A 20,596-nucleotide genomic window follows, 5' to 3' on the forward strand; every position below is an offset into this window, starting at 1 on the left:
AGAGTTCTCTTTCTTCTTCAGAAAAGCGGAAGACCTTGCCTGTCCTAGCCAGCTTCAGTCCTGTGGAAACATCAAGGATACCAACCGCAACGCATGCAGCCCCGATGCCCCTGTTCATACCTATAAGGTAAGGCGTCATCCGTCTTTGGGCCCGATCAATTTACCGCGCAGCCAACCCGACAACCAGTCCATCACCATGACCATCAAAATAATCAAAATGATGTAGTAGGCGACTTCCTCCCAGTCTTTTTGTGTTTGGATCGCCTGCGTCAGCATCAGGCCAATCCCGCCACCGGTGATCGCGCCTATGATTGTGGCAGAGCGGGTGTTGGATTCGAGAAAATAGAGAACTTGCGCCAGTAAAACCGGAACGACTTGCGGAATAACCCCGAACCGGTACCGTTGGAGCGGTTTGGCCCCTGTCGATGTCACCCCTTCAATCTGTTTGTCGTCAACATTTTCAAGCGCCTCAGAGAAGGTTTTGCCGAAGGTGCCTGTATCGGTGATCAAAATCGCCAAGGCACCAGTCATTGGTCCTGGTCCGAACGCACGGGCCAGAACCACTGTCCAGATCAGCGCGTCCACGCCGCGAACAAAGTCAAACAAGCGGCGGGTAGCGGTACGCAGCAACATGACAGGCGTAAACCTTTTAGCGGCCAAGAACGCCAGTGGCAGCGCGATCATTGCAGCCCCCATGGTCCCAAGGAACGCCATAAGGATCGTTTCGCCCAGCGCCCAAGCGATATCCTTGTGGCGCCACATTTTATTGTACCAAAAGTCCGACACCGCACCGATGATGTTGCGTCGTTCGGGATCGATCTGTGCGCCAAACACGATCTGTCCAAATCCTATACCATGATAAGGGCTGTCGAATGTGAACCAGAACAATTCCCATCCTGCGAAATAGTTGAACACTTCGGTCTTTGACCCCGTGAGGGTGATCCGGCCCTCGGGTGTTGTTATGGCAACACGACGGTCGGATGCGTTGATCCAATCGGGCAGCTGCGACGGCAAATTGGTGGTGACTGTACGGCCTTCGACCTGCGCCTCGACAGACCCGAAGCCTGGGACGTCGATCTCGGTGCGGTTGTCGGGCAGAAAGCGGACAATCGTGTCGCCGCCCAAATCAACCGTGATAACGTCTGTGCCGCTGACCCAGGCAGGGCGCTCGCCTTCGGGGTATTCTCCCTTGCGTTCGCCTTCAACCGCATAAGAGACTTCACCATTCCGATTATCGCGGGTGACGTGTACCTTATGGGACCAGATGTCAGAGGTCAGCGTGCGCGCGTTTTCCATGTTGGCGCGCTGGATCAAGCCCGGCACATCAAACGCAAAGAAGATATAGGCAAAATAGACCAAGATCACCGCAGGCACACCAAAAGCAAACAAACGCTTTCGGCGAAACAGACCTTCAGCGTGGGTCTTCGAGGCTTGAATATCCAACGATGTCATTGGGCTTGTCCTTCGGTCAAACGGTTGCGGTAGCGGCTTGAAATCTGGTCAAAGAAAACGATCGTACCGAACAGCAGCACAAAGATCGCTGCAGCCTCATCGAACCGACCCGGCCCCCAAGCCATCGCATTGCGCAGCTCATAGCCAAGGCCGCCTGCACCGACAAAACCCAGAATGGCAGAGGCGCGGATATTAATTTCGAACCGCAGCAAGGTGTAGCTGACATAGTTTGGCGCAACCTGCGGCAAGACACCAAGAAGCATCCGTTGGGTCCAAGTGGCCCCTGTTGAAGCCAAACCTTCCACGGGTTTGAGATCCGCATTTTCAGCCACTTCGGAAAACATCTTGGCCAGCGCACCAGCGGTGTGCAGCGCAATTGCGATCATCGCAGGCACAGGGCCGCCCCCCAAAATAAAGATCAGCACCAGCGCGATAACGATTTCGGGGATCGCACGCAGCGTATCGGAAAAACGGCGAAACAGCGGGATCAACCGTGGCCATTTGGCAAGGCCACGGGTTCCCAAAAGCGACAGGATCAACCCGCCCACAGCGCCGATGATTGTAGACACAGCCGCAATATTGATTGTCTCAACGAGGGCTGGAAAAAATTTGGCAATCAGGCTTGGCAGATCGCGGCGTTTGTCCCAAGCCTCGGCAAGCACCTCACTTGGGTAATCGCCAATTTGGTGCAACCCCTCCCAGAACCCGCCTGCATTGCGATCATCTGCAATGTTAAAACCGGACACCATCAAGACCACAAACAGCAACAACGCCAAGCCACTATAAAGCCTGCGTCGCCCGACCTGTGCAAGGTAGCTTTCACGAATATGACCAAGGCCAGGTGTCGCTGCCCGGCCTGCCGTGTCTGTTGCTGTCATAATGCTGCCTCGCATAATTATACCGGCCGCCTTCAACACAAAGGCGACCGGGGTCGTCATAAAAATATCTTAGTTGCCGATCACAGACTGACGGGCCGCAACAATGCTTTCGTAGGTTTTATGGGTCACTGGCACAAAACCAAGCGTGTCACCCGCAGCAACCCCGTAGGCACATTCGGCGTCACGCTCATAAAGTGTGTCGACCAGCTCGGTCATCGTCGCCTTGACGTCCGCTGGCAGATCCGCACGCAGAACAACCGGACCTTCGGGGATGACGTTGGACACCCAGATCTGCTGAAGATCGTTCATATCGACAAGTCCCGCATCAACCGCACGACGCAACGCACCCGAGTTGTAACCGTCTTCCCATTCGCCCTGAGCGTCGGCCCAGGTGACGCCGGCGTCGATGTCACCGTTTGCCACGGCAATGATCGTCTGCTCATGGCCGCCAGTGAATTTAACTTCACCAAAATAGTCGCCGGATTCCATCGTGGCGCCAGTCGTCTTTGGGATTTCGATAGACGGGATCAGGTAGCCAGATGTGGAGTTGGGATCACCAAAACCAAAAACCTTGCCCTCAACATCTTTCAAAGCTTCGATGCCGCTGTCCACACGCGCGAACCCGATCGAATGATACCCGATGGAACCGTCGAGGTTCTGCTTGATCAAAACGGGTTCAACAGCTTCGGGGTCTTGCAGGTATGTTGCAGCATAAGAGGACGCACCAAGCCATGCCATGTCGATTGTGCCACCCAGCAGACCTTGAATAACGCCGTTGTAGTCGGCAGGCGCGAACAGCTTTGTTTCAACGCCAAGGGCTTCGGTGGTGTAATTCTGCATGCAGACATAGTTGTTCATGCGGTCCTGTGCGTTTTCACCGCCCAGGATTCCGATGCGGAATTCGGTGATTTTTGCGTCTTGGGCGAAGGCAGGGGCAGCTAAGGCGGTTGTGGCCAAAGCGGCGGCTATAACAGTTTTCATCAGTCTCTCCATGGAGGAATTAAGCGCGTGTTGGCGCAGGTTATCTGGCTCAGGCGACGGCCTCGATTTTGGGCGCGTCGGTTCTGTCCAGCGTTTCGATTTCGGTTGATGTGGCGGCTTCGGAAAAATCCGATCCTGCCCCATAGATGTCGCGCGCGACGCCTGTGGTCAGTTGTGCTGGCGTGCCATCAAACACGATACGCCCATCGCGCATCCCGATCACGCGGTCACAGTAACGGCGCGCGGTATCCAATGTGTGCAAGTTGGCGATGACCATGCGGCCATCTTCTTCGTGTATGTCGCGCAAGGATTGCATGACGACCTGCGCATTCATCGGATCAAGCGATGCGATGGGTTCATCGGCCAGAATGATCGCGGGGTCCTGCATCAGTGCCCGCGCAATCGCGACACGCTGTTGTTGCCCGCCTGACAGGGCTTCGGCACGTTTGGGCGCCTGTTCAGCGATGCCAAGCCGATCCAGAATATCGATGGCTTTGTGGATATCGGACCGGGGATATAGGTTGAACATCGTCGCCAGTGTCGAGCGACGATTCAGCGTGCCGTGCAACACATTCGACACAACATCCATCCGCGGCACCAGATTGAATTGTTGAAAAATCATCGCGCAACGTGATTGCCACTGACGCCGCGCGGCACCACGCATCGCCGTCACATCTTCGTCTTCAAACAATATTTCACCATCTGACGCATCGCTCAACCGGTTGAGCATCCGCAAAAGGGTCGACTTGCCGGCACCCGATCGTCCGATAATGCCAATCATCGCGGGTTCATTGATTTGGATATTCGCAGTATCCACGGCGATTTTGTCGCCAAATCTTTTTGTCAGTCCGTTGATGCTCAGCATGCCATCCCCCGATGAATTTGAGAGATGGATAGGCCTGCAATTCAACACTCAGGTGACAGTTTTGAATCAGATTGATGATGGTTTCTTGAAGCTTACGTGACAGTCAGCGGGCCGCAGCAAGGTTCACGGTTTCATCGGATAAGCCCGTCACACACTGGCTACATTCACGCATCTGCAGTTCCCGTGTGTTCATGACACGCCTGTATTTTCCCTTTCTTGACGGGCGTTATGGTCTTTCCCGTCATGGCACAGATACAGCAGGTTCAAGCGACCCTGTTCGGCATGCAAATACCGTCGCGATCAACCTTGATGTGCTGCCTTACCAGGAATTCGGACGCGCCGCTTTTGTATCAAGATGCGTCATGCCGTGTGCCCCTCTTGGGGTGTCAGAAAACTTACTGCAACGACGGACAGTGCAACCATACCCGAAGCGATCCCAAGCACCAGGGGCAGCCCCCCCACCTGATAGCTTAACCCCGATGCGAGCGTCCCGATCAAACGCCCCGCAGCGTTTGCCATATAATAGAACCCCACATCCAGTGTGACGCGTTCTGCCTTGGTGAATGACAGGATCAGAAAGGAATGAAGCGCTGAGTTCACCGCAAACAATGCCCCGAACACCAACAGGCCCGCGACCACGCAAAGTGTTAGCCAATTTTGGGGACCGTTCGCAACCAAAGCGGCAACGACCAAAATCGCAGGCACCACCGCAAGCGCCAAAGCCCAACCGCGTGCCGCTGCGATCAGCTCAGAGGTGGGGCGCGATTTGGCGTGTAGGATGCGTGGGGCGTTCGCCTGCACGAGCCCATATAATATGATCCAAACGGCCATAAACGTTCCGATCAGAAAGAACGCAGTGCGATTGCCTTGTGGTGTTCCATCCGACAAGACCGCGTAGAAATAGATCGGAATCCCGACGACAAACCACACATCCCGCGCCCCGAACAGGACCACGCGGGCAGCACTTAGCCAATTGACATTGGGCGATTTGGACAAGACTTCGGTGAACTTCGCGTCCTTGCGGCCTTTGGGAAGACCCGCTGGCATGAACATCAACACCGCGATCAGGATCACCGCCAATACCGCCGCCATTCCCAGTACCGCACCGACAAATCCCACCGCAGCAAGCAGGGCCGCACCCAGTAAAAACCCCACCCCTTTGACCATGTTTTTGGACCCCGTCAGAAGGGCGACCCAACGGAACAATCCCGCATCTCCCGCAGGCGCCAGCAATTTGACCGCAGATTTGGATGACATCTTGGCGAGATCTTTCGCCACCCCGCTGGCCCCTTGAACCAGCATCACAAACACCACGGACACGCCCATCGCCCAGCTTGGATCAAGTTGCGCCAGCGCCAAAAGGGCTGCAACCTGCAACCCAAGGCCCGCATAAAGGGTGGACGTCAACCCGAACCGCGCCGCAAGCCAGCCTGCGCACAGGTTCGTTGCCATGCCCGCGATTTCGTAAAGCACAAACAGATAGGCCAGCTGCACAGGCGAAAACCCCAGCGTGTGAAAATGCAAAAGCACCAGCATCCGCAAGGCCCCGTCGGTCAGCATGAACGCCCAGTAAGCGGCCGTGACGGCGACATACGCAGACAGTCCTTCGGGGCGGGCTGTGGTCACAAACTGTCTCCGACCATAAACGCCACATCCACCAAACGATGCGCGTAGCCCATTTCGTTGTCATACCACGCATAGATTTTGACTTGTGTGCCATTGATGACCATAGTCGATAGCGCATCCACAATGCTGGATCGTTCGTCGTTGGTATAATCCGTCGACACCAACGGGCGTTCTTCGTATCCAAGAATACCACTCAATGCGCCCGCTGATGCTGCTTTGAACAGGGCGTTTACCTCTTGCGCTGTCGTTGCGCGTTCCACCTCAAAGACGCAATCGGTCAACGAGGCATTCAGCAGCGGCACCCGCACCGCGTGACCGTTCAAGCGCCCCTTCAGCTCGGGATAGATCAGCGTGATTGCCGTCGCACTGCCAGTTGTCGTCGGGATCAGGGAGTTGAGCGCAGATCGCGCACGGCGCAAATCCTTGGCGGGACGGTCTACGATAGTCTGCGTGTTCGTCACGTCGTGAATGGTCGTGATCGACCCGTGTTTGATCTGCAGATTCTCATGGATCACCTTCACAACAGGGGCAAGGCAATTGGTTGTGCAACTGGCCGCTGTCACAATATTATGGTGCGCCGCATCGTAAATATCATGATTGACGCCAAAGACGATATTGGCTGCATCGCCATCTTTGACAGGCGCGGAAACAACTACCTTTTTTACACCTGCCTCAAAAAACGGGGCCAGCTTGGCTTCGGTTTTGAATACGCCAGTGCAGTCGATAACCACATCGACACCGTCCAACGGCAAATCATCAATGTCATGCGTGCCGACAAAGGGCAGACGAGTTCCGTCAATCGTGACGCTTTCGCTGTCATAGGTAAACTCTGCATCCCAACGACCATGCACAGTATCAAATTCCAGCAGATGCGCGTGCATCTGAGGATCACCCACAGCGTCGTTTATCCAAGCGATTTCGGCCCCACGCGCCAACAAGGGTTTGAGCGCGAGCTTGCCAATCCGGCCAAGGCCGTTCAGAGCATAGACTGTCATGGGGTTATCCTTTGTCTTTAATTTGGCCGATGTCATCCACGGCCTTTTGAAGGGAAATACGGTCAAGCGACGCAATCGGCAGCGCGGTAAATCCGGTCATCCGATTGCGCAACGCACCGTAGGTCTGACGGAACGCGAGGCTTTTTTCTGCGTCTGTGCCCTGCACCTTGACCGGATCAGGCAGCCCCCAGTGGGCGCTGATGGTCTGATCCCGCCATGCGGGGCATTCTTCATTGGCGGCCTGGTCACAAACGGTGAACACAAAATCAAGGGCCAAAGCATCGTTGGTCTGAAACTCTCCGATGGTCTTGGCCCGCAAAACCGACACGTCATGGCCGTTTTGCGTTAACACCTCCAAGGCGAACCGGTTGAGATCAGAGTTCGGCTGGGTGCCTGCGGAATAGACGTTAAAGCGATCCGGCGAGAGATCACGCAAGATGGCCTCCGCAAAGATCGACCGGGCGGAATTACCGGTACAGATGAACAAGACATTGAACTTTTGATCCGCCATTTCAGGAAACTTGTGCGCGGCATCATTGGCGAAAGGCAAACAAATTTCGGGGCGCCCCCGACAACAGTCATGAAGAAGGAACCCAATCGTCGCCTGCGTCGCGTCCATATCCACCGCATAGCGCAGCGATGTCCCGACCCGCTCTTGCGAGATCAGACCAGCATGCAACAACGAGGACACATAACCGGAAAGCGTATTGGGCTTTAGATCCAGAGCAAGCGCAAGTTCCGTCGCGGGAACCCGATTAGGGTAGCGACGCATAAGCAGCCGGAACACGGCAAGCCGTTGCGGATGGCCAAGCGTTGAAAGTCGGTCGGGGATCAATGTATCCATAATTCATGAATAATTGAATTATAGGCCGATACAAAGTGAAGTTTTTGTAACATTGCAACCAGCGTTGTTCTGAAATTACTTTTGTGAACAGCCTTGGGTACAAGCATCACCAAAGACTTGCGTGCCATGGGCCCGCGTACCAGCGGCATCTGGGAAAGGAAGGGGCTGGTGGCAGACCCATATTGATCCGGGATGCAGCGCAACTTTCGCAGGCTTCAACGACAAACAACTACAAACGTGGTCGCTCGGGCGGCGCAAATAATGGACCTGTTGCGGTTTGATGCCGCCCCTTTGATAACATTTACCGCAACAAAGCAGATGAACTATGCCCCGCCCGGCAGGGTTATGCGAAGCATGATCCCGAGAGGGGACTGAAACGGACGGACGAGTTTCGCGCTGATGCAGTGCGGATCGCACTGACCAGCGGGCTGATGCGCACGCAGGTGGCTGATGATCTGGGTGTTGGCATGTCGACGCTGAACAAATGGATCACAGCACACCGAGACACGGATGTGATGCTGAAAGAGATTGGCCTGAATGTGGGGCATCACCGTGTAGGCAGATTGATGCGCCAGAACGGGATATCTGTCGTTCGAACCCGCAAACACAAGGCGACAACGGACAGTAATCACATGTTCAACATCGCCCCGAACCTTCTGGATCGTAACTTCTCAGCAGATCAGTCAAACCAGAAATGGGCTGGAAAAGCCCTGTCGCCTTCGAACGGAGGGTGGCTTGAAACAGCACCGGGGGCGGTAAGAAACCGTGACAGGTCCAATCGTCGTGGTGCACCTTAACGTTCGGGCAAGTTGAAAGCAGCTTCCCGAGATTCCAGCACTGCTCGCTCCAAACCATATTATCGTCAGCAGACCTAGGTTAACCATTTGTAGCATTCAAGTCAGCGTCAGTTACGCTGGGCTCAAAACGTCGCTGCGCTCTGCGCGAAAGCGAAGGACGCGGAACAGCGCTGGTGAATGAGATTACTGATTTGATCGCTGAATTGCCGGAACTGCGTCAAGATCAAGTCAAAGCCGAATTAGGTCACCTTGCCAGCTTAGCCACGCCCCAAACCATGACCGCAGCCGAACAGATTTGCAGCGCCCAGCGCATTGATTTGGAGGGCTTGCAGGGCATTCAGGACGTCTTGCTTATGCTGGCGCTAGATCATCCCCAGACATTGGAACGTGTGGCGGTACAGGCTTCTTTGATGCAGCGCACGGGCGGCAAGAATTGGTCCACCTTCCAATTTGAGGATGACGGAAAGCCTTGGGCGCTGGACGATGACACTGCCCGTGCAGGCTTTGTCGCGGACGCAATCGCTATTCTCGAATTGCCCGAACGCCGTAAGCGCGAGGCCGATTGGTACAGCTCTATCCGCGTTCATCCTGTCACGGGCGAAGAGACCGAAATCCTGCAGGCGACAATCTATGTCGAGGCCAGCGCAGAAAGTGAGTTGACCTTTGGACCGTCGGACGGGTTGGAACGGCAAGTGGTCCAAAGGGTCTTGGAAGTCGGGATTGCCTGTAACGCCAAAGAACGGATCGTGGAAATTTGCGCCCGTGGCGGCAAGAAAATGCGCGATGAATATGCGGCGTCTTTTTCCAAGCATTTTGCACCAAAGTCCCAGCCCCCTATTGAAACTCCGTGCAGGGACGTTCTGCTAGCCAACCTGCTTTCAAACCCCAGCTTTCCAATTGAACCTGCCGACGGCATTGCCAAGGTCGAAGTGTCCTCACTGGACTTCTATTCCGCAGGCGGCGGCTTTGCCCGCTATGAACGTCGCGGAGATGATGAAACGATTTACCAGTTCCTTGAACGCCAGTTCGGTGCAAGGTCCCCTATACATGCAGCCGGTTGGACGATCATTGGCGCGACCATTCGGATTGCGCAAGACGCCCAAGACGGCAAGCGTGCCAAAACGCTGACAGTGACATTGCGCAGCCCCAACACAACGACCATTCCGAACAAGACCGAAGCGGAACGCCAGTTTGTGATAACCCTGCTTGAACGCTGGAAGCTGCTTGCCCCGCCCCCAGAACCCTTCGATGTGACAGAGGCTGCACAATTGAATGCGGTGGACCTCTTTGCCACGCTACTCGTCCAGCGCGGACGGGTTGCGGCCAGCCAGTATTCGGCGCTACCTGCCTATGCCCAGCTATTCGAAGCGGGTTTGATTGAAGAATCAGGCGTGGTTCCCTCAGTTCTTTGCGATGAATGCAACCAACCCCATGACACCGCAGTTATCTATGAGGCTTCACAATACGGCTATCACTGTCCTGATTTGGACTTCATGCCCATAGCTCGTCCAGAGTTGATCGCCGCGCAAGTAAACCTTGGCGCAGCCGTCGCGCAACTTGCGAACCACCTGAATTGTAAGCGGCGCAAATCAACGCCCCTTACGAACGACATTTGGCGAATCGGCGCGATTGATACTCCGGCAGGGGACGTCGTCTTATACTTAAAACCGACAATGCAGGATGCGCAGGACGTGCATGACTTTGGGGCGGCATTGGCGGGCGAGATTAAATCCTCTTTTGGGATTGTTTTAACCGCCAATGGGGGTTTGCACTTACCGCCCTACGCTACGGTTTCCTTGCAGGATGTGTTGAGCATGGAGGCGGCGGAACTCACTGTTGTCGCTGATCTAATGACTATCGCAGGTGTTCCTGAAATACGCACTGGCGGGCGACCTAGTGACTACAAAACACCACTGAATGAGCTTATCGCAATGCGTGAAAATCAAGGTCTGGCATTGGAAGGCCGCAACGCTGAAGCAAAGGCTTTGCAAGCTGAATTCAAGGCGCAATTTCCAAACACCAAATGCCCCTCGTTATCGATAATCAAGAAATATGTAACTAACGCTAGAAGTGGATCAAAACTGACGATCTGTTTTGGTCCACCTTCCATCCGTCACCGTCCATCTGTCACCAAATGATGGAGAACGAACGATGACAAACACAACACACCAAACCGCACCGATTGCCGTATCACCAGATGAGGCTGCACGCCTTGCAGGCATTGGACGAACAAGCCTTTACGCCGCCTTGGCCAAAGGTGATCTGAAAAGCATCAAGATCGGCACACGCCGCTTGATCAAGGTCGAAGCCATCCATAAATGGCTTGCATCAAATCAAACGGATACGGAGTAAATCGCCGTGCCCAAACAAGCCCGTATAAACGGGATCAAATCTTACCGTTGTTATACAAAGGCGGAGGCGGCGGCACTTGTCGGCGTTTCCACCCGCACTGTCAGCAATTGGACCAAAGATTGCCTGCCCCTGTTGGATGCATGCCACCCGCCACTTATTCGCGGGGATGACTTGCGCAATCACATCGTCGCCCAGCGCGAAGGCCGCAAGGTCAAGACAGGTCTGTGCGAACTCTATTGCCTGCCGTGTAGGAAATCCCACCTGCCAGCAGGTGGCATGGCTGACTGCAAAATTGACGGCAACAAAGTCATGCTAACAGCCCTTTGTGGCGTCTGCGAAGGTATCGTTTGCAAGCCAATATCGTTGAGCGACCTGCCAGAGGTCCGCTGCAAACTGGACCTCACAATAACACAGCCAGAAGCGGCATTATAATGGTGGACATATCCCCCCGTGTATTTCCATCTGGGACACTGCCGCGCAACCGCCCACAAAACCACCTGCCCAGCGCCGATTTGAACCTTCCATCCAACCCCCTGCCTATCGCGAGGACATTGCGCGAGGGGCTGGCATTCCTCAATTTCCAAAATCTGGGGTTTACGTTGCTGAATGCGTCCATTTCCCCAGCAAAAAATCCTTACCAATTCGCGGCCAACCCATAGGACCCTACCCATGACCAAACGACCCAATGACAAGAACGAGCACCTAAAACGCAGCTTTCTGGAATATCGCAAATTCGCCCGCCAGCTTTCCGAAAAAACGCTGGATCGAGAAATCGCAGCCCTTGAACGCTTTGACGTCTGGAATGGGCGCAAGGACTTTGCACGCTTTCATATTAAGCAGGCCATGGGGTTTCGCACCCACTTGGAACAAAGCAAGACAAAGACCGGAAAGCCCTTGGGCAAATCGACCATGCGATCTGTCTTGGCCACTTTGCGTGAATTTATCCTGTGGCTTTCCCAGCAAGATGGGTTCCGCAGTCGTATCAAGGCGGCAGATGCGGATTACTTCAATTTGTCCCGGCGTGACGAAGCAGAGGCACGCGCGGCCCCACCCCGCCCTGCGCCCAGCATCAACCAAGCCAAACGCGCACTTGCCCTTATGCCAAGCACCACACCACAACAATTGCGCGACAAGGCCATCTTTGCATTGCTGTACCTAACGGGCGTTCGTGTCGCTGCTCTGGTATCGCTCAAGATCAAACACATCGATCTGCAGGAACAATCTGTCACACAGAACCCGCGCGAAGTGGCGACAAAGTTTGGCAAGGTCATCGACACATTCTTTGCCAAAGGGTTTGAAGAAGCCGAAACCGCCCTTGCCGAATGGATAACCCATTGCGACGAAGTGGCGTTATACGGCCCCGATGACCCACTGTTCCCAGCAACTGCAATAACTGCCAAGTCAAATTCAGGCTTTGAAGCAGATGGCTTTACACGCGGTTACTGGAAAAGCACCGAACCCGTCCGCAAGATCGTCCGTATCGCCTTTGAAGCTGCAGGAGTTCCAAACTACGGCCCCCACTCCTTTCGTCACATGCTGGCCCGCCACATTGCAAAGAACTGTACTTCGGTTGCAGAATTGGTGGCGACGTCTCAAAACCTTGGACACACTGATGTTCTGACCACCTTGCGCAGCTACGGACAAATCAGCCGCGAAGATCAACGCAAGTTAGTTACGGGCAAGACAGATGTATGAACAAACGTAAATCAAACAAGAGCAAACTGTGGGAACAGGTGTGGGAACGAATTTCGCGCAAAGAGGCAAAAATTAATAAAATCAACAATTTAAACAAGATTAGTGGCGGACCGAGGAGGATTCGAACCCCCGACCCCCTGATTCGTAGTCAGGTACTCTATCCAGCTGAGCTATCGGTCCACTACGGCGCGGTTTAGTCTTGCCGCGCGATAGATGCAAGCCCTCGTTTCATCAATTTGCGAAGAAAATCAAACCAGCGTCACATCGCCTTTCGGCAACCTGATCCGAAAGGCGGTTCCATCGGTTCCGGTGTTGCTCAGTTCGAGGGAACCGCCATGCCCCCGGACCAATTCCGCAGAAATTGCCAGCCCCAATCCAGACCCGCCTTTTGTAACGCCGCCCTGAAACGGCGTGAACAAATGTTCCTGGGCTTTGGGGGGCAAACCGGGCCCGGTATCGCGAATGTCGATGAACCATGCGCTGCTGTCTTCACTGGCAGATACATTGATCTCGCCGGGTTTGCCGCTCGCGATAATCGCCTGACGCGCGTTGCGGACCAGATTTGCAATGACACGAAACACTTGTTCCGCATCAGCGCGGATTTGCATGGACACTGGAATATCGTCGGACAGACTTAGATCATAGTCTCCGGCGGCCAACCTTTCACTGTCTATGACATCTTCCACGATCGGCGACAGCATCGCCACGGTCAAAGTGGGGCTGGGTTCTTCTGCTTTGCCAAAGGCCAAGGTGCTTTCACACAGATGCACAGCCCGTGTGATCGAGTTCACCAATTTCGGTGCCATCCGTGCGACCAACGGGTCTTCGCTGGACTCGATGCGGTCAGTAAACAACTGTGCCGAAGTCAGGATATTGCGCAAATCATGGCTGATTTTGCTAACGGCACTGCCAAGCTGCGCCAAGCGCTCTTTCTGACGCAATGCGCTTGTCAGTTCCGTTTGCATGGATTTCAGCGCCTCTTCGGCTTCACGCAGTTCCGTCACGCCCGCACCAGGTTCAATGATGCGTCGCGCATCTTCCGGCGCTTCGGCATAGCGTTGCATGTGATCAACAACACCCTTGATCGGTTTGACCAAAAGCGAACGCACCGCCAGAAACAGCAACACGGCCGTGAAGACCGAAATCACAGCGGACAAGATCAAAATCCGCACGCCATAGTCTATCATCGCGGTTCGCAAAGGCCCGGTTTCCATGGTGATTTCGATCAACAGCCCTGCTTCGCGCAAGGGCGCACCGATCACGCGGATCACTTCATTCTCAGACTTGGTCAACCGCATCATGGCGTCGCGGATCAACACCAGTGCTGTGCCATCGCGCAAATCGAATGTTTCCGCGATGGGTTGCGGCATCGGGGTTGCCAACATCAGTTGGCGCACCTCGTCGCGGCGCAACACCACGTTAAACACGCCTGCGTTTTCCAGCAGTTCCTGTTCCAGTTCGCTGTCCAACATGTCATCGGCCAACAGCGCCAGTGACGCGATCTGCGCCCGCTCAAGGTGATCCAACAGGTAGTTTTCCCGGTACCGTGCAATCGACGGCACAAAGATCAAAATCTCAGCCAACATGACGAAGACTGTGGTCAGGATCAGGAAGCGTCCAGAAAGCGAATTCAGCATGCTGCCTCAGAACTCAAGGAATGAAGCGTTGGACAAAGCCCACCACCCGTTTCACCGTAGGGTTATCAAACAATCGAGGCGTGTAATAGGCACCGGCCGCGCGTTTGTTGACTTCGCCAATCGTCGGATATGGCGCAACCATGGCGGCGACCTGACTCATCTTCATGTTGTTGGCCAGAACCAGCGCCCACAGGTTGATCAATTCGCCCGCTTGGTAGCCTACGATTGACGCACCGACCGGGCGGCCCTTGACCACCATCAGCTTGATGAAGCCTTTGGTTTTACGTTCCGCAATCGCGCGGTCATTGTGGTGGTAGTCAAAGCGGATCACTTCCAATTTGTCGCCGTGGGCGTCCCTCGCCTGCGCTTCGGTCAAGCCGACTTGGGACAATTCTGGGTCAGTATAGGTTGCCCAAGGGATATGCGACGTCTTGGCCTTGGACGGCAGCCCAAACAGCATGGATCGGATGATAACGCCCGCGTGGTAGCCCGCCACATGGGTGAATTGCAGCCCGCCCGCCACATCACCGATGGCATAGACTTTGCGGTTGCTGGTACGCATGGCCGCGTCGACTTCGATGCCTGTGCGTGTGGTCTTGATGCCCGCGGCATCCAAATTCAGCTTGTCGGTATTGGATTTGCGGCCAACGGCCATCAACAGGTGCGAGCCTTTGAAAACGCGACCGTCTTTGACCTCGACTTCGATAGCACCGGCTTGCCCTCGAATTTCAGCGGCCATTGCGTCTTCAGCAATCTCTACGCCTTCATCTTTCAGCGTATCCAGCACGACCTTGGCCAGTTCGGGATCGTCTTTGCCCAGCGCCTTTGCGCCCTCAATCACAGTTACTTTTGATCCCAAACGGATGTGGGCCTGCGCCATTTCCATCCCGATGGGACCGCCCCCGATGATCAACAAATGCTCAGGTTGTTCACGCAGGTCGAACAATGTCTCATTTGTCTCGTAGGGCACATCGCCAAGACCGGGAATGGGCGGCACCAATGGCGATGAGCCCGTTGAAATAACTACGCGGCGGGCTTTGATCACTGTATCGCCTGCTTGCACTTCCGTGGGTGAAATGAAGTGGCCATATTCGCGGATCACGTTGACGCCAAAGCCTTCAAACCGCTCTTGGCTGTCCACAGGTGCAATGGTCGCGATGACATCCGCCACATGATCCTTGGCGGCGGCATAGTCCACTTGCGGGTCTGTGTCCGCCACGCCGTAGGGCGACGCATGTGCCTGACCGTAAGCGGCTTTGGCGCTGGCGATCAGCGCCTTGGATGGGACGCACCCGAAGTTCAGGCAATCGCCACCCATCTTGTGACCTTCCAGCAAGGTCACAGATGCCCCCATCTGACTGGCCCCTGCAGCCACAGACAGCCCGCCGGACCCTGCACCAATCACCAAAACATCCGTCTTAATACGCTTCATTGTCTTACAGACCTTTCTTGCCAGTCACGGCTTTCATCAAAACAGGCAACAAGGATAATGCCGCAAGCCCAAGAATTGGCAACAAAACATGGGGCGCGAAAATGATGCCAAGATCCGGCGTCTCGCCCGCTTCAAAAACTTCACCCAGGCCCGCACCCACAGAACTGAAAACCAACCCGCCGGGAATAATGCCCAAGAACGTAGAAATCACAAAGCGGTGCAGCGGCACCTGCATAAAGGACGGCACCAGGTTCGCCACGAAAAACGGAACAACCGGCACGAGGCGCATGATGAACAGCATGGACCATTGATTTTCATCGATCCCGTCTTTCAACTTTTTGATGGGACCCGTCGACGCCTCCATCTTTGCACCAAGCGTTTCACCAAACCCGTAACGTGCTGCCAAAAAGATAACTGTCGCCCCAAGGGTTGCACCCGTAACGTTAAAGACCGTGCCAAAGACTGTGCCAAACAAGAAGCCCCCCGTCAGCGTGGCAATGGTGGCCCCCGGCAAAGAGAACCCGACAATCAGAACGTAGGCCAAGACAAACAGCAGCGCTGTCAAAACATAGTTGCTGTCACGAAACGCCACCAACGCTTCACGGTTGTCGCGCAACGTGTCAAAGCTGAGGTAATCGCGCAAAGTGAAAAACCCGATGGCGGCCACCACTGCGATTGCAATCAACGGCAACCGCCGCATCAGGCCGGATTTGGGGGAAGGTTCATTGGTTTGGGTCATATCACTCATCAGTTTGGTCTTTTTGGTTGTCCACTTCAATGCACTGAACCTGTGCATACGTGCCACCGTGAAACACCTAGATCACGGGTGCTTGATATTGAGTGAAGGGAATCGAGGGTTTCTTGCGTCAAGTTTAGGCGTTTGAAACAATTCCCCAAGTTCACGCCGGATATTTGTTGCAAAACTATACGTTTTAACGTCCACAGGGTTTGACTTGCCCCCCTATCGCCTTTAGAGGACGGGCTTCGAATGACACTTGGTGCGCCGAATCTACAAGGTGGACCATAAAATGGAGACGGAGCGATGAAACGCACCTACCAACCTTCCAATCTTGTGCGCAAGCGGCGCCACGGCTTCCGTTCGCGCATGGCGACAAAAGCAGGCCGTAAAATCCTGAACGCACGTCGTGCCAAGGGCCGCAAAGAACTAAGCGCTTAATCTAGCGCCAGCGCAGGATTGCCTGACATGACCCCGCCGGAGGCCTCCACGAGCAACGCAGATGTTGCCGCGGACATGCCTGCGGCGGGTTCGTCACGTTTAGATGTATTGAAAAAACGTGCTGACTTTTTACGGGCAGCGCGTGCCAAACACATCCCCACGAAGGGATTTGTTCTGCAATATCGCGCACGCGGCGACGATGCCCCTATGCGTGTTGGGTTCACCTGTTCCAAAAAAGTCGGAAACGCTGTGGCGCGCAATCGCGCCAAACGCCGCCTGCGTGAGATCGCCCAAGCCATTCTGCCCCACCACGGCAAACATGGTACTGATTATGTGTTGATCGGACGGTTTGAACGCACGGCCCAGCGCCCTTTCACCGATTTGCTGGATGATTTGCGTCGCGCCTTGGCCGCTGCCGAATGACGCCTTTCGCCTATATCGTTTCCTTGCCTGTCCGCGCCTATCGCTTGGTGTTTAGCCCGTGGGTCGGCTTCAACTGCCGCTACCAGCCCACTTGTTCCGCTTACGCCATGGAAGCTTTGGAAAAACACGGCGCCTTTAAAGGCAGCTACCTTGCAGCCAGACGTATAGGGCGATGTCACCCGTTTGGCGGAACAGGTTACGATCCCGTCCCGGACCGTGTCCCAGACCACACAGAACGTCGTTAGCTTTGTTTCTCGAAGGTTATCGTTACCTCACCTATGTCGACGCCGAAGCGTTTCATATATGCTTTGTTCAGCACACGCGTTTCGCTTAACTGCCACATCCAATCATCAAAGTTCACGCGCAGTGTGCCGTCTGGAACCGGCAGATCAATTTGGTAAGTCCAATTGAATGTGTCGCCCCGCTCTTCCCCCGTCGCGCTGCCAATCACGCCGGGCGCCGTGCCAGCCCAAGTCTGGGCGCCGGCCTGGGCGCCTGTTTTGCGTAACGTCCAAACCCGCTGTTCCGCCGTTCCATCGGCATAGACGAAATTCTCGTCCAGAACCAACGTATTGCCATTCCAGTTACCGTCGATTTCGACAACGAAACGTCGCCGTACAGTGCCGAACACATCCTGAAATTGACCATAGGCCGTGACATGGCCGTCAAAAAATTCTTCCAGATTGAATTCTGCCTTGGACAGTTTTTCATCTTCCAATGCAGGTTTTCCAGTACAGGCGCTAAGCCCCAAAACCATCAAAATAGCTATCCCAAGACGCCGCATGGTGTTTCCCTTAACTTTGAATGTGGTACGCGCCAGGAGCTCTTTTGGTTCACACGACATCTGCTATAACACCGCCACACAACTTTGAGGCCCGCCATGCGAGACGAACTCGACGACATACATGCCCTGTTTCACGGGGCCCCTCGCACCACCGAATTCAAGAAATTGCGTAAACGTATTGTTCGGATGACCCGTGAGGCGATCGAACAATACGGCATGATCGAAAAAGATGCGCGGTGGCTTGTCTGCTTGTCGGGCGGCAAAGACAGTTACACATTGCTTGCTGTGCTTCACGAATTGCAATGGCGCGGTCTTTTGCCCGTCGACATTCTGGCGTGTAACCTGGATCAGGGACAACCGGGGTTTCCCGCAACTGTGTTGCCCAAATTCCTCGAAGACATGGGCGTCCCCCACCGCATAGAATACCAAGATACCTATTCGGTGGTTGTGGACAAAATCCCCGCAGGACGCACGTTTTGTGCGTTATGCTCGCGTTTGCGTCGCGGGCATCTTTATCGCGTGGCGCGCGAAGAAGGTTGCTCTGCTGTGGTTCTCGGACATCACAGAGACGACATACTAGAAACGTTTTTCATGAATTTGTTTCATGGTGGGCGCTTGGCAACCATGCCACCAAAATTGGTAAATGAAGAAGGGGATTTATTCGTCTACCGCCCACTTGCACATGTCGCGGAAACGGATTGCGAAAAGTTTGCCCAAGCTATGAATTATCCCATAATTCCTTGCGATCTATGCGGAAGTCAGGATGGGTTGCAGCGCCAACAAGTTAAGCAAATTCTGGATGGCTGGGAAGCCAACAGTCCGGGACGGCGTCAGGTTATGTTCCGTGCGTTAACCAATGCACGGCCCTCACATCTGCTGGATACGAACCTTTTTGACTTTGCGAATCTGGTGCGCAACGCAGGTGCAAATGACGAACCGATAAAACTTGACCTAAAAGCAGGTGAAGTTCCCAAGCTTCGTTAAGGGGCTGATTACCAAAGGCAAGTACTCCTTTTGTTCAAATGCAGGCAGCACCCATTTGCACAAAGGACCGACCATGCGTATGAATTTTCAACGCAACTTTTCGCAACTGCGCGAACGGTTGTGCACAGCCATGATTGGTCCACAGGCGTTGGCGTTTCTGCCCGCGCTCAGCCTTGCCAGCTATTGGATAGGCGGCGAAGTTGCCCTGCTTGGCGCAACATTGGTCGTCCCTGCGCTGTTTTTACTGGCAGGTGGTCTATCCCCGGACAGTCGCCGCATGCGTCTTGCACGTGATTCTTTCACGGGACTGCTTCAGCGCGACGGCTTCGATGACCTTGTAGAACACACTTACGAGAAAACAGCGGATGGCACTCAATCCTCTGCAGTCTTTCACATCGAACTCGATGATTTCGCACAATTGGTAGAACGGCATGGTGAAGCTGCAGGTGACGCAGTGATCCAGCGAACAGGTGACCGAATTGTATCGACTTTGCGGGATATGGATAATGTGGCACGTCTTGGTGATTGCCGCTTTGCAATTTGCATGGGTGCGACACGGTTTATCGACCTAGAAGTCTGCATCCAACTTTCCGGACGCATACAAAACATCATTGAAGAACCCATTTCGGTTGATGGTGTCTCCGTTTACATGACTGCGGCCATCGGCTTCTGCCTAAGTGGACGGGCCCCCGGAAAATCCGCTGTTGATTGGTCAACTGCCGCGTCAACAGCGCTACGTTCCGCCCAAAAACGAGGCCCATCCGCCATCCGCGCATACACAGAGGAAATGCGTCGGGTCAGCGAAACGCGTGCAGAATTACGCGACGATATCACTTATGGATTGGAGGCCGGCCAAGTCACACCTTGGTTCCAGCCACAGATATCTACAGACACAGGCAAAGTGACTGGATTTGAAGCTTTGGCACGTTGGCATCATCCGGAACGGGGTATGATTGCACCCAACGAATTTCTTCCAGCCATTGAAGCGGCAGGATTGATGGAGCGGCTGGCGGAAGCCATGCTGTACCACACTTTCACAGCGTTGAAGGCATGGGATGCTGCCGGGGTGGTCGTACCCCAAGTTGGCGTCAATTTCAGCGGCGTCGAACTTAACAATCCCCGTCTGATCGAAAAAGTTAAATGGGAACTCGATCGCTTCAATCTAACACCGGATCGTCTTTCTATCGAAATTCTGGAAACTGTGATCGCGGGCGCCCCCGATGACGTTATTACCCGCAATATAAACGGGTTGGTGGCCATGGGGTGTCGGGTGGATCTAGACGATTTTGGAACGGGCCATGCTTCCATTTCATCCATCCGCAGGTTCGCCGTCAATCGCATCAAAATTGACAGATCCTTCGTTATCAAGGCCGATCGGGACCCTGAACAACAGCGCATGATAAGTGCAATTCTGACCATGGCCGAAAGACTGAATCTGGAAACTCTGGCTGAAGGCGTCGAGACCGTTGGCGAACACGCCCTTCTGGCACAATTGGGGTGTGACCACGTGCAGGGTTTCGGCATCGGAAAGCCTATGCCATTTCACGAAACACTGGACTGGATTTCATCACACGAAGCAAAATTGCAGGACGCTCCGGAAATCTTGCCAGGACGAACGAAGTAGCCAGTCCACTCCAAATGACAAAAACAAACGAAAACTGCCTTTGTGTCACG

General features: G+C 54.4%; 19 protein-coding genes, 1 tRNA gene and 1 pseudogene. 9 read left to right on the plus strand and 12 right to left on the minus strand.

Annotated features, from left to right (window positions below; translation table 11 throughout):
- Positions 1–135: 135 nt before the first annotated feature.
- The 7 genes from phnE (ABJL60_RS10205) to ABJL60_RS10235 all read right to left on the minus strand — a co-directional run bounded on the left by phnE (ABJL60_RS10205) (position 136) and on the right by ABJL60_RS10235 (position 7,641).
- Positions 136–1,452 (minus strand): phosphonate ABC transporter, permease protein PhnE, encoded by a 1,317-nt coding sequence (gene phnE, locus ABJL60_RS10205; protein WP_348376225.1) that lies wholly within the window; start codon positions 1,450–1,452, stop codon positions 136–138.
- Positions 1,449–2,330 (minus strand): phosphonate ABC transporter, permease protein PhnE, encoded by an 882-nt coding sequence (phnE, locus tag ABJL60_RS10210; RefSeq protein ID WP_348376226.1) that lies wholly within the window; start codon positions 2,328–2,330, stop codon positions 1,449–1,451. The genes phnE (ABJL60_RS10205) and phnE (ABJL60_RS10210) overlap by 4 nt, the downstream gene beginning before the upstream one ends.
- Positions 2,331–2,399: 69 nt before the next feature.
- Positions 2,400–3,311, minus strand: coding sequence for a phosphonate ABC transporter substrate-binding protein (gene phnD / locus ABJL60_RS10215; RefSeq protein WP_348288728.1), 912 nt, complete (start codon positions 3,309–3,311; stop codon positions 2,400–2,402).
- A gap of 49 nt (positions 3,312–3,360) precedes the next feature.
- Complete coding sequence (gene phnC, locus ABJL60_RS10220) at positions 3,361–4,176, minus strand: phosphonate ABC transporter ATP-binding protein (RefSeq protein WP_348288726.1); 816 nt, start codon at positions 4,174–4,176, stop codon at positions 3,361–3,363.
- A 360-nt stretch (positions 4,177–4,536) separates the two neighbouring features.
- On the minus strand, positions 4,537–5,802 hold the full coding sequence (gene arsJ / locus ABJL60_RS10225) for an organoarsenical effux MFS transporter ArsJ (protein WP_348376227.1): 1,266 nt from the start codon (positions 5,800–5,802) through the stop codon (positions 4,537–4,539).
- Complete coding sequence (locus ABJL60_RS10230) at positions 5,799–6,797, minus strand: ArsJ-associated glyceraldehyde-3-phosphate dehydrogenase (protein WP_348288722.1); 999 nt, start codon at positions 6,795–6,797, stop codon at positions 5,799–5,801. Before ABJL60_RS10230 ends, arsJ begins: the two co-directional genes overlap by 4 nt.
- A 4-nt stretch (positions 6,798–6,801) precedes the next feature.
- A complete protein-coding gene (locus ABJL60_RS10235; RefSeq protein ID WP_348288720.1) occupies positions 6,802–7,641 on the minus strand; it encodes an ArsR family transcriptional regulator in 840 nt (279 codons plus the stop codon).
- 371 nt (positions 7,642–8,012) lie between these two features.
- On the opposite strand from ABJL60_RS10235, the pseudogene ABJL60_RS10240 reads away from it, so the two are divergent.
- The 4 genes and pseudogenes from ABJL60_RS10240 to ABJL60_RS10255 form a co-directional block, all read left to right on the plus strand.
- Positions 8,013–8,345, plus strand: a pseudogene (locus ABJL60_RS10240) (IS3 family transposase); the annotation flags it as partial.
- A gap of 266 nt (positions 8,346–8,611) precedes the next feature.
- Complete coding sequence (locus ABJL60_RS10245) at positions 8,612–10,576, plus strand: hypothetical protein (RefSeq protein ID WP_348376228.1); 1,965 nt, start codon at positions 8,612–8,614, stop codon at positions 10,574–10,576.
- Positions 10,577–10,589: 13 nt separating this feature from the next.
- Positions 10,590–10,790: a helix-turn-helix domain-containing protein gene (locus tag ABJL60_RS10250; RefSeq protein WP_348376229.1), complete on the plus strand. Its 201-nt coding sequence runs from the start codon at positions 10,590–10,592 to the stop codon at positions 10,788–10,790.
- A gap of 669 nt (positions 10,791–11,459) precedes the next feature.
- On the plus strand, positions 11,460–12,485 hold the full coding sequence (locus ABJL60_RS10255) for a tyrosine-type recombinase/integrase (protein ID WP_348376230.1): 1,026 nt from the start codon (positions 11,460–11,462) through the stop codon (positions 12,483–12,485).
- 103 nt (positions 12,486–12,588) lie between these two features.
- Here ABJL60_RS10255 and ABJL60_RS10260 read toward each other — a convergent pair.
- The 4 genes from ABJL60_RS10260 to ABJL60_RS10275 form a co-directional block, all read right to left on the minus strand.
- A tRNA-Arg gene (locus tag ABJL60_RS10260) sits at positions 12,589–12,665 on the minus strand.
- 68 nt (positions 12,666–12,733) lie between these two features.
- Positions 12,734–14,122 carry a HAMP domain-containing sensor histidine kinase gene (locus ABJL60_RS10265; RefSeq protein ID WP_348288713.1) on the minus strand — a complete coding sequence of 463 codons (1,389 nt, stop codon included), beginning with the start codon at positions 14,120–14,122 and terminating at the stop codon, positions 12,734–12,736.
- Between the two features lie 13 nt (positions 14,123–14,135).
- Complete coding sequence (locus tag ABJL60_RS10270; RefSeq protein ID WP_348376231.1) at positions 14,136–15,554, minus strand: FAD-dependent oxidoreductase; 1,419 nt, start codon at positions 15,552–15,554, stop codon at positions 14,136–14,138.
- A 4-nt stretch (positions 15,555–15,558) separates the two neighbouring features.
- Positions 15,559–16,302 (minus strand): TVP38/TMEM64 family protein, encoded by a 744-nt coding sequence (locus ABJL60_RS10275; RefSeq protein ID WP_348288709.1) that lies wholly within the window; start codon positions 16,300–16,302, stop codon positions 15,559–15,561.
- Between the two features lie 294 nt (positions 16,303–16,596).
- On the opposite strand from ABJL60_RS10275, the gene rpmH reads away from it, so the two are divergent.
- From rpmH to yidD, 3 genes are read left to right on the plus strand one after another with little or no spacing between them, the layout of a single operon-like run.
- Entirely contained in the window at positions 16,597–16,731 is a 135-nt protein-coding gene (gene rpmH / locus ABJL60_RS10280) for a 50S ribosomal protein L34 (protein WP_108829405.1), read from the plus strand.
- Between the two features lie 27 nt (positions 16,732–16,758).
- Positions 16,759–17,154: a ribonuclease P protein component gene (gene rnpA, locus ABJL60_RS10285; protein ID WP_348288706.1), complete on the plus strand. Its 396-nt coding sequence runs from the start codon at positions 16,759–16,761 to the stop codon at positions 17,152–17,154.
- On the plus strand, positions 17,151–17,399 hold the full coding sequence (gene yidD, locus ABJL60_RS10290; RefSeq protein ID WP_348376232.1) for a membrane protein insertion efficiency factor YidD: 249 nt from the start codon (positions 17,151–17,153) through the stop codon (positions 17,397–17,399). The genes rnpA and yidD overlap by 4 nt, the downstream gene beginning before the upstream one ends.
- Here yidD and ABJL60_RS10295 read toward each other — a convergent pair.
- Positions 17,396–17,938 (minus strand): DUF3833 domain-containing protein, encoded by a 543-nt coding sequence (locus ABJL60_RS10295; protein WP_348376233.1) that lies wholly within the window; start codon positions 17,936–17,938, stop codon positions 17,396–17,398. The two genes, yidD and ABJL60_RS10295, sit on opposite strands and share 4 nt — an antisense overlap.
- Positions 17,939–18,034: 96 nt before the next feature.
- Between ABJL60_RS10295 and ttcA the strand changes: the two genes are divergently transcribed.
- A complete protein-coding gene (gene ttcA, locus ABJL60_RS10300) occupies positions 18,035–18,922 on the plus strand; it encodes a tRNA 2-thiocytidine(32) synthetase TtcA (protein WP_348288703.1) in 888 nt (295 codons plus the stop codon).
- 79 nt (positions 18,923–19,001) lie between these two features.
- Positions 19,002–20,546: a bifunctional diguanylate cyclase/phosphodiesterase gene (locus ABJL60_RS10305; RefSeq protein WP_348376267.1), complete on the plus strand. Its 1,545-nt coding sequence runs from the start codon at positions 19,002–19,004 to the stop codon at positions 20,544–20,546.
- Positions 20,547–20,596 lie beyond the last annotated feature (50 nt).

Source organism: Ascidiaceihabitans sp. (genome assembly GCF_039986515.1).
Classification (GTDB): Bacteria; Pseudomonadota; Alphaproteobacteria; order Rhodobacterales; family Rhodobacteraceae; genus Ascidiaceihabitans.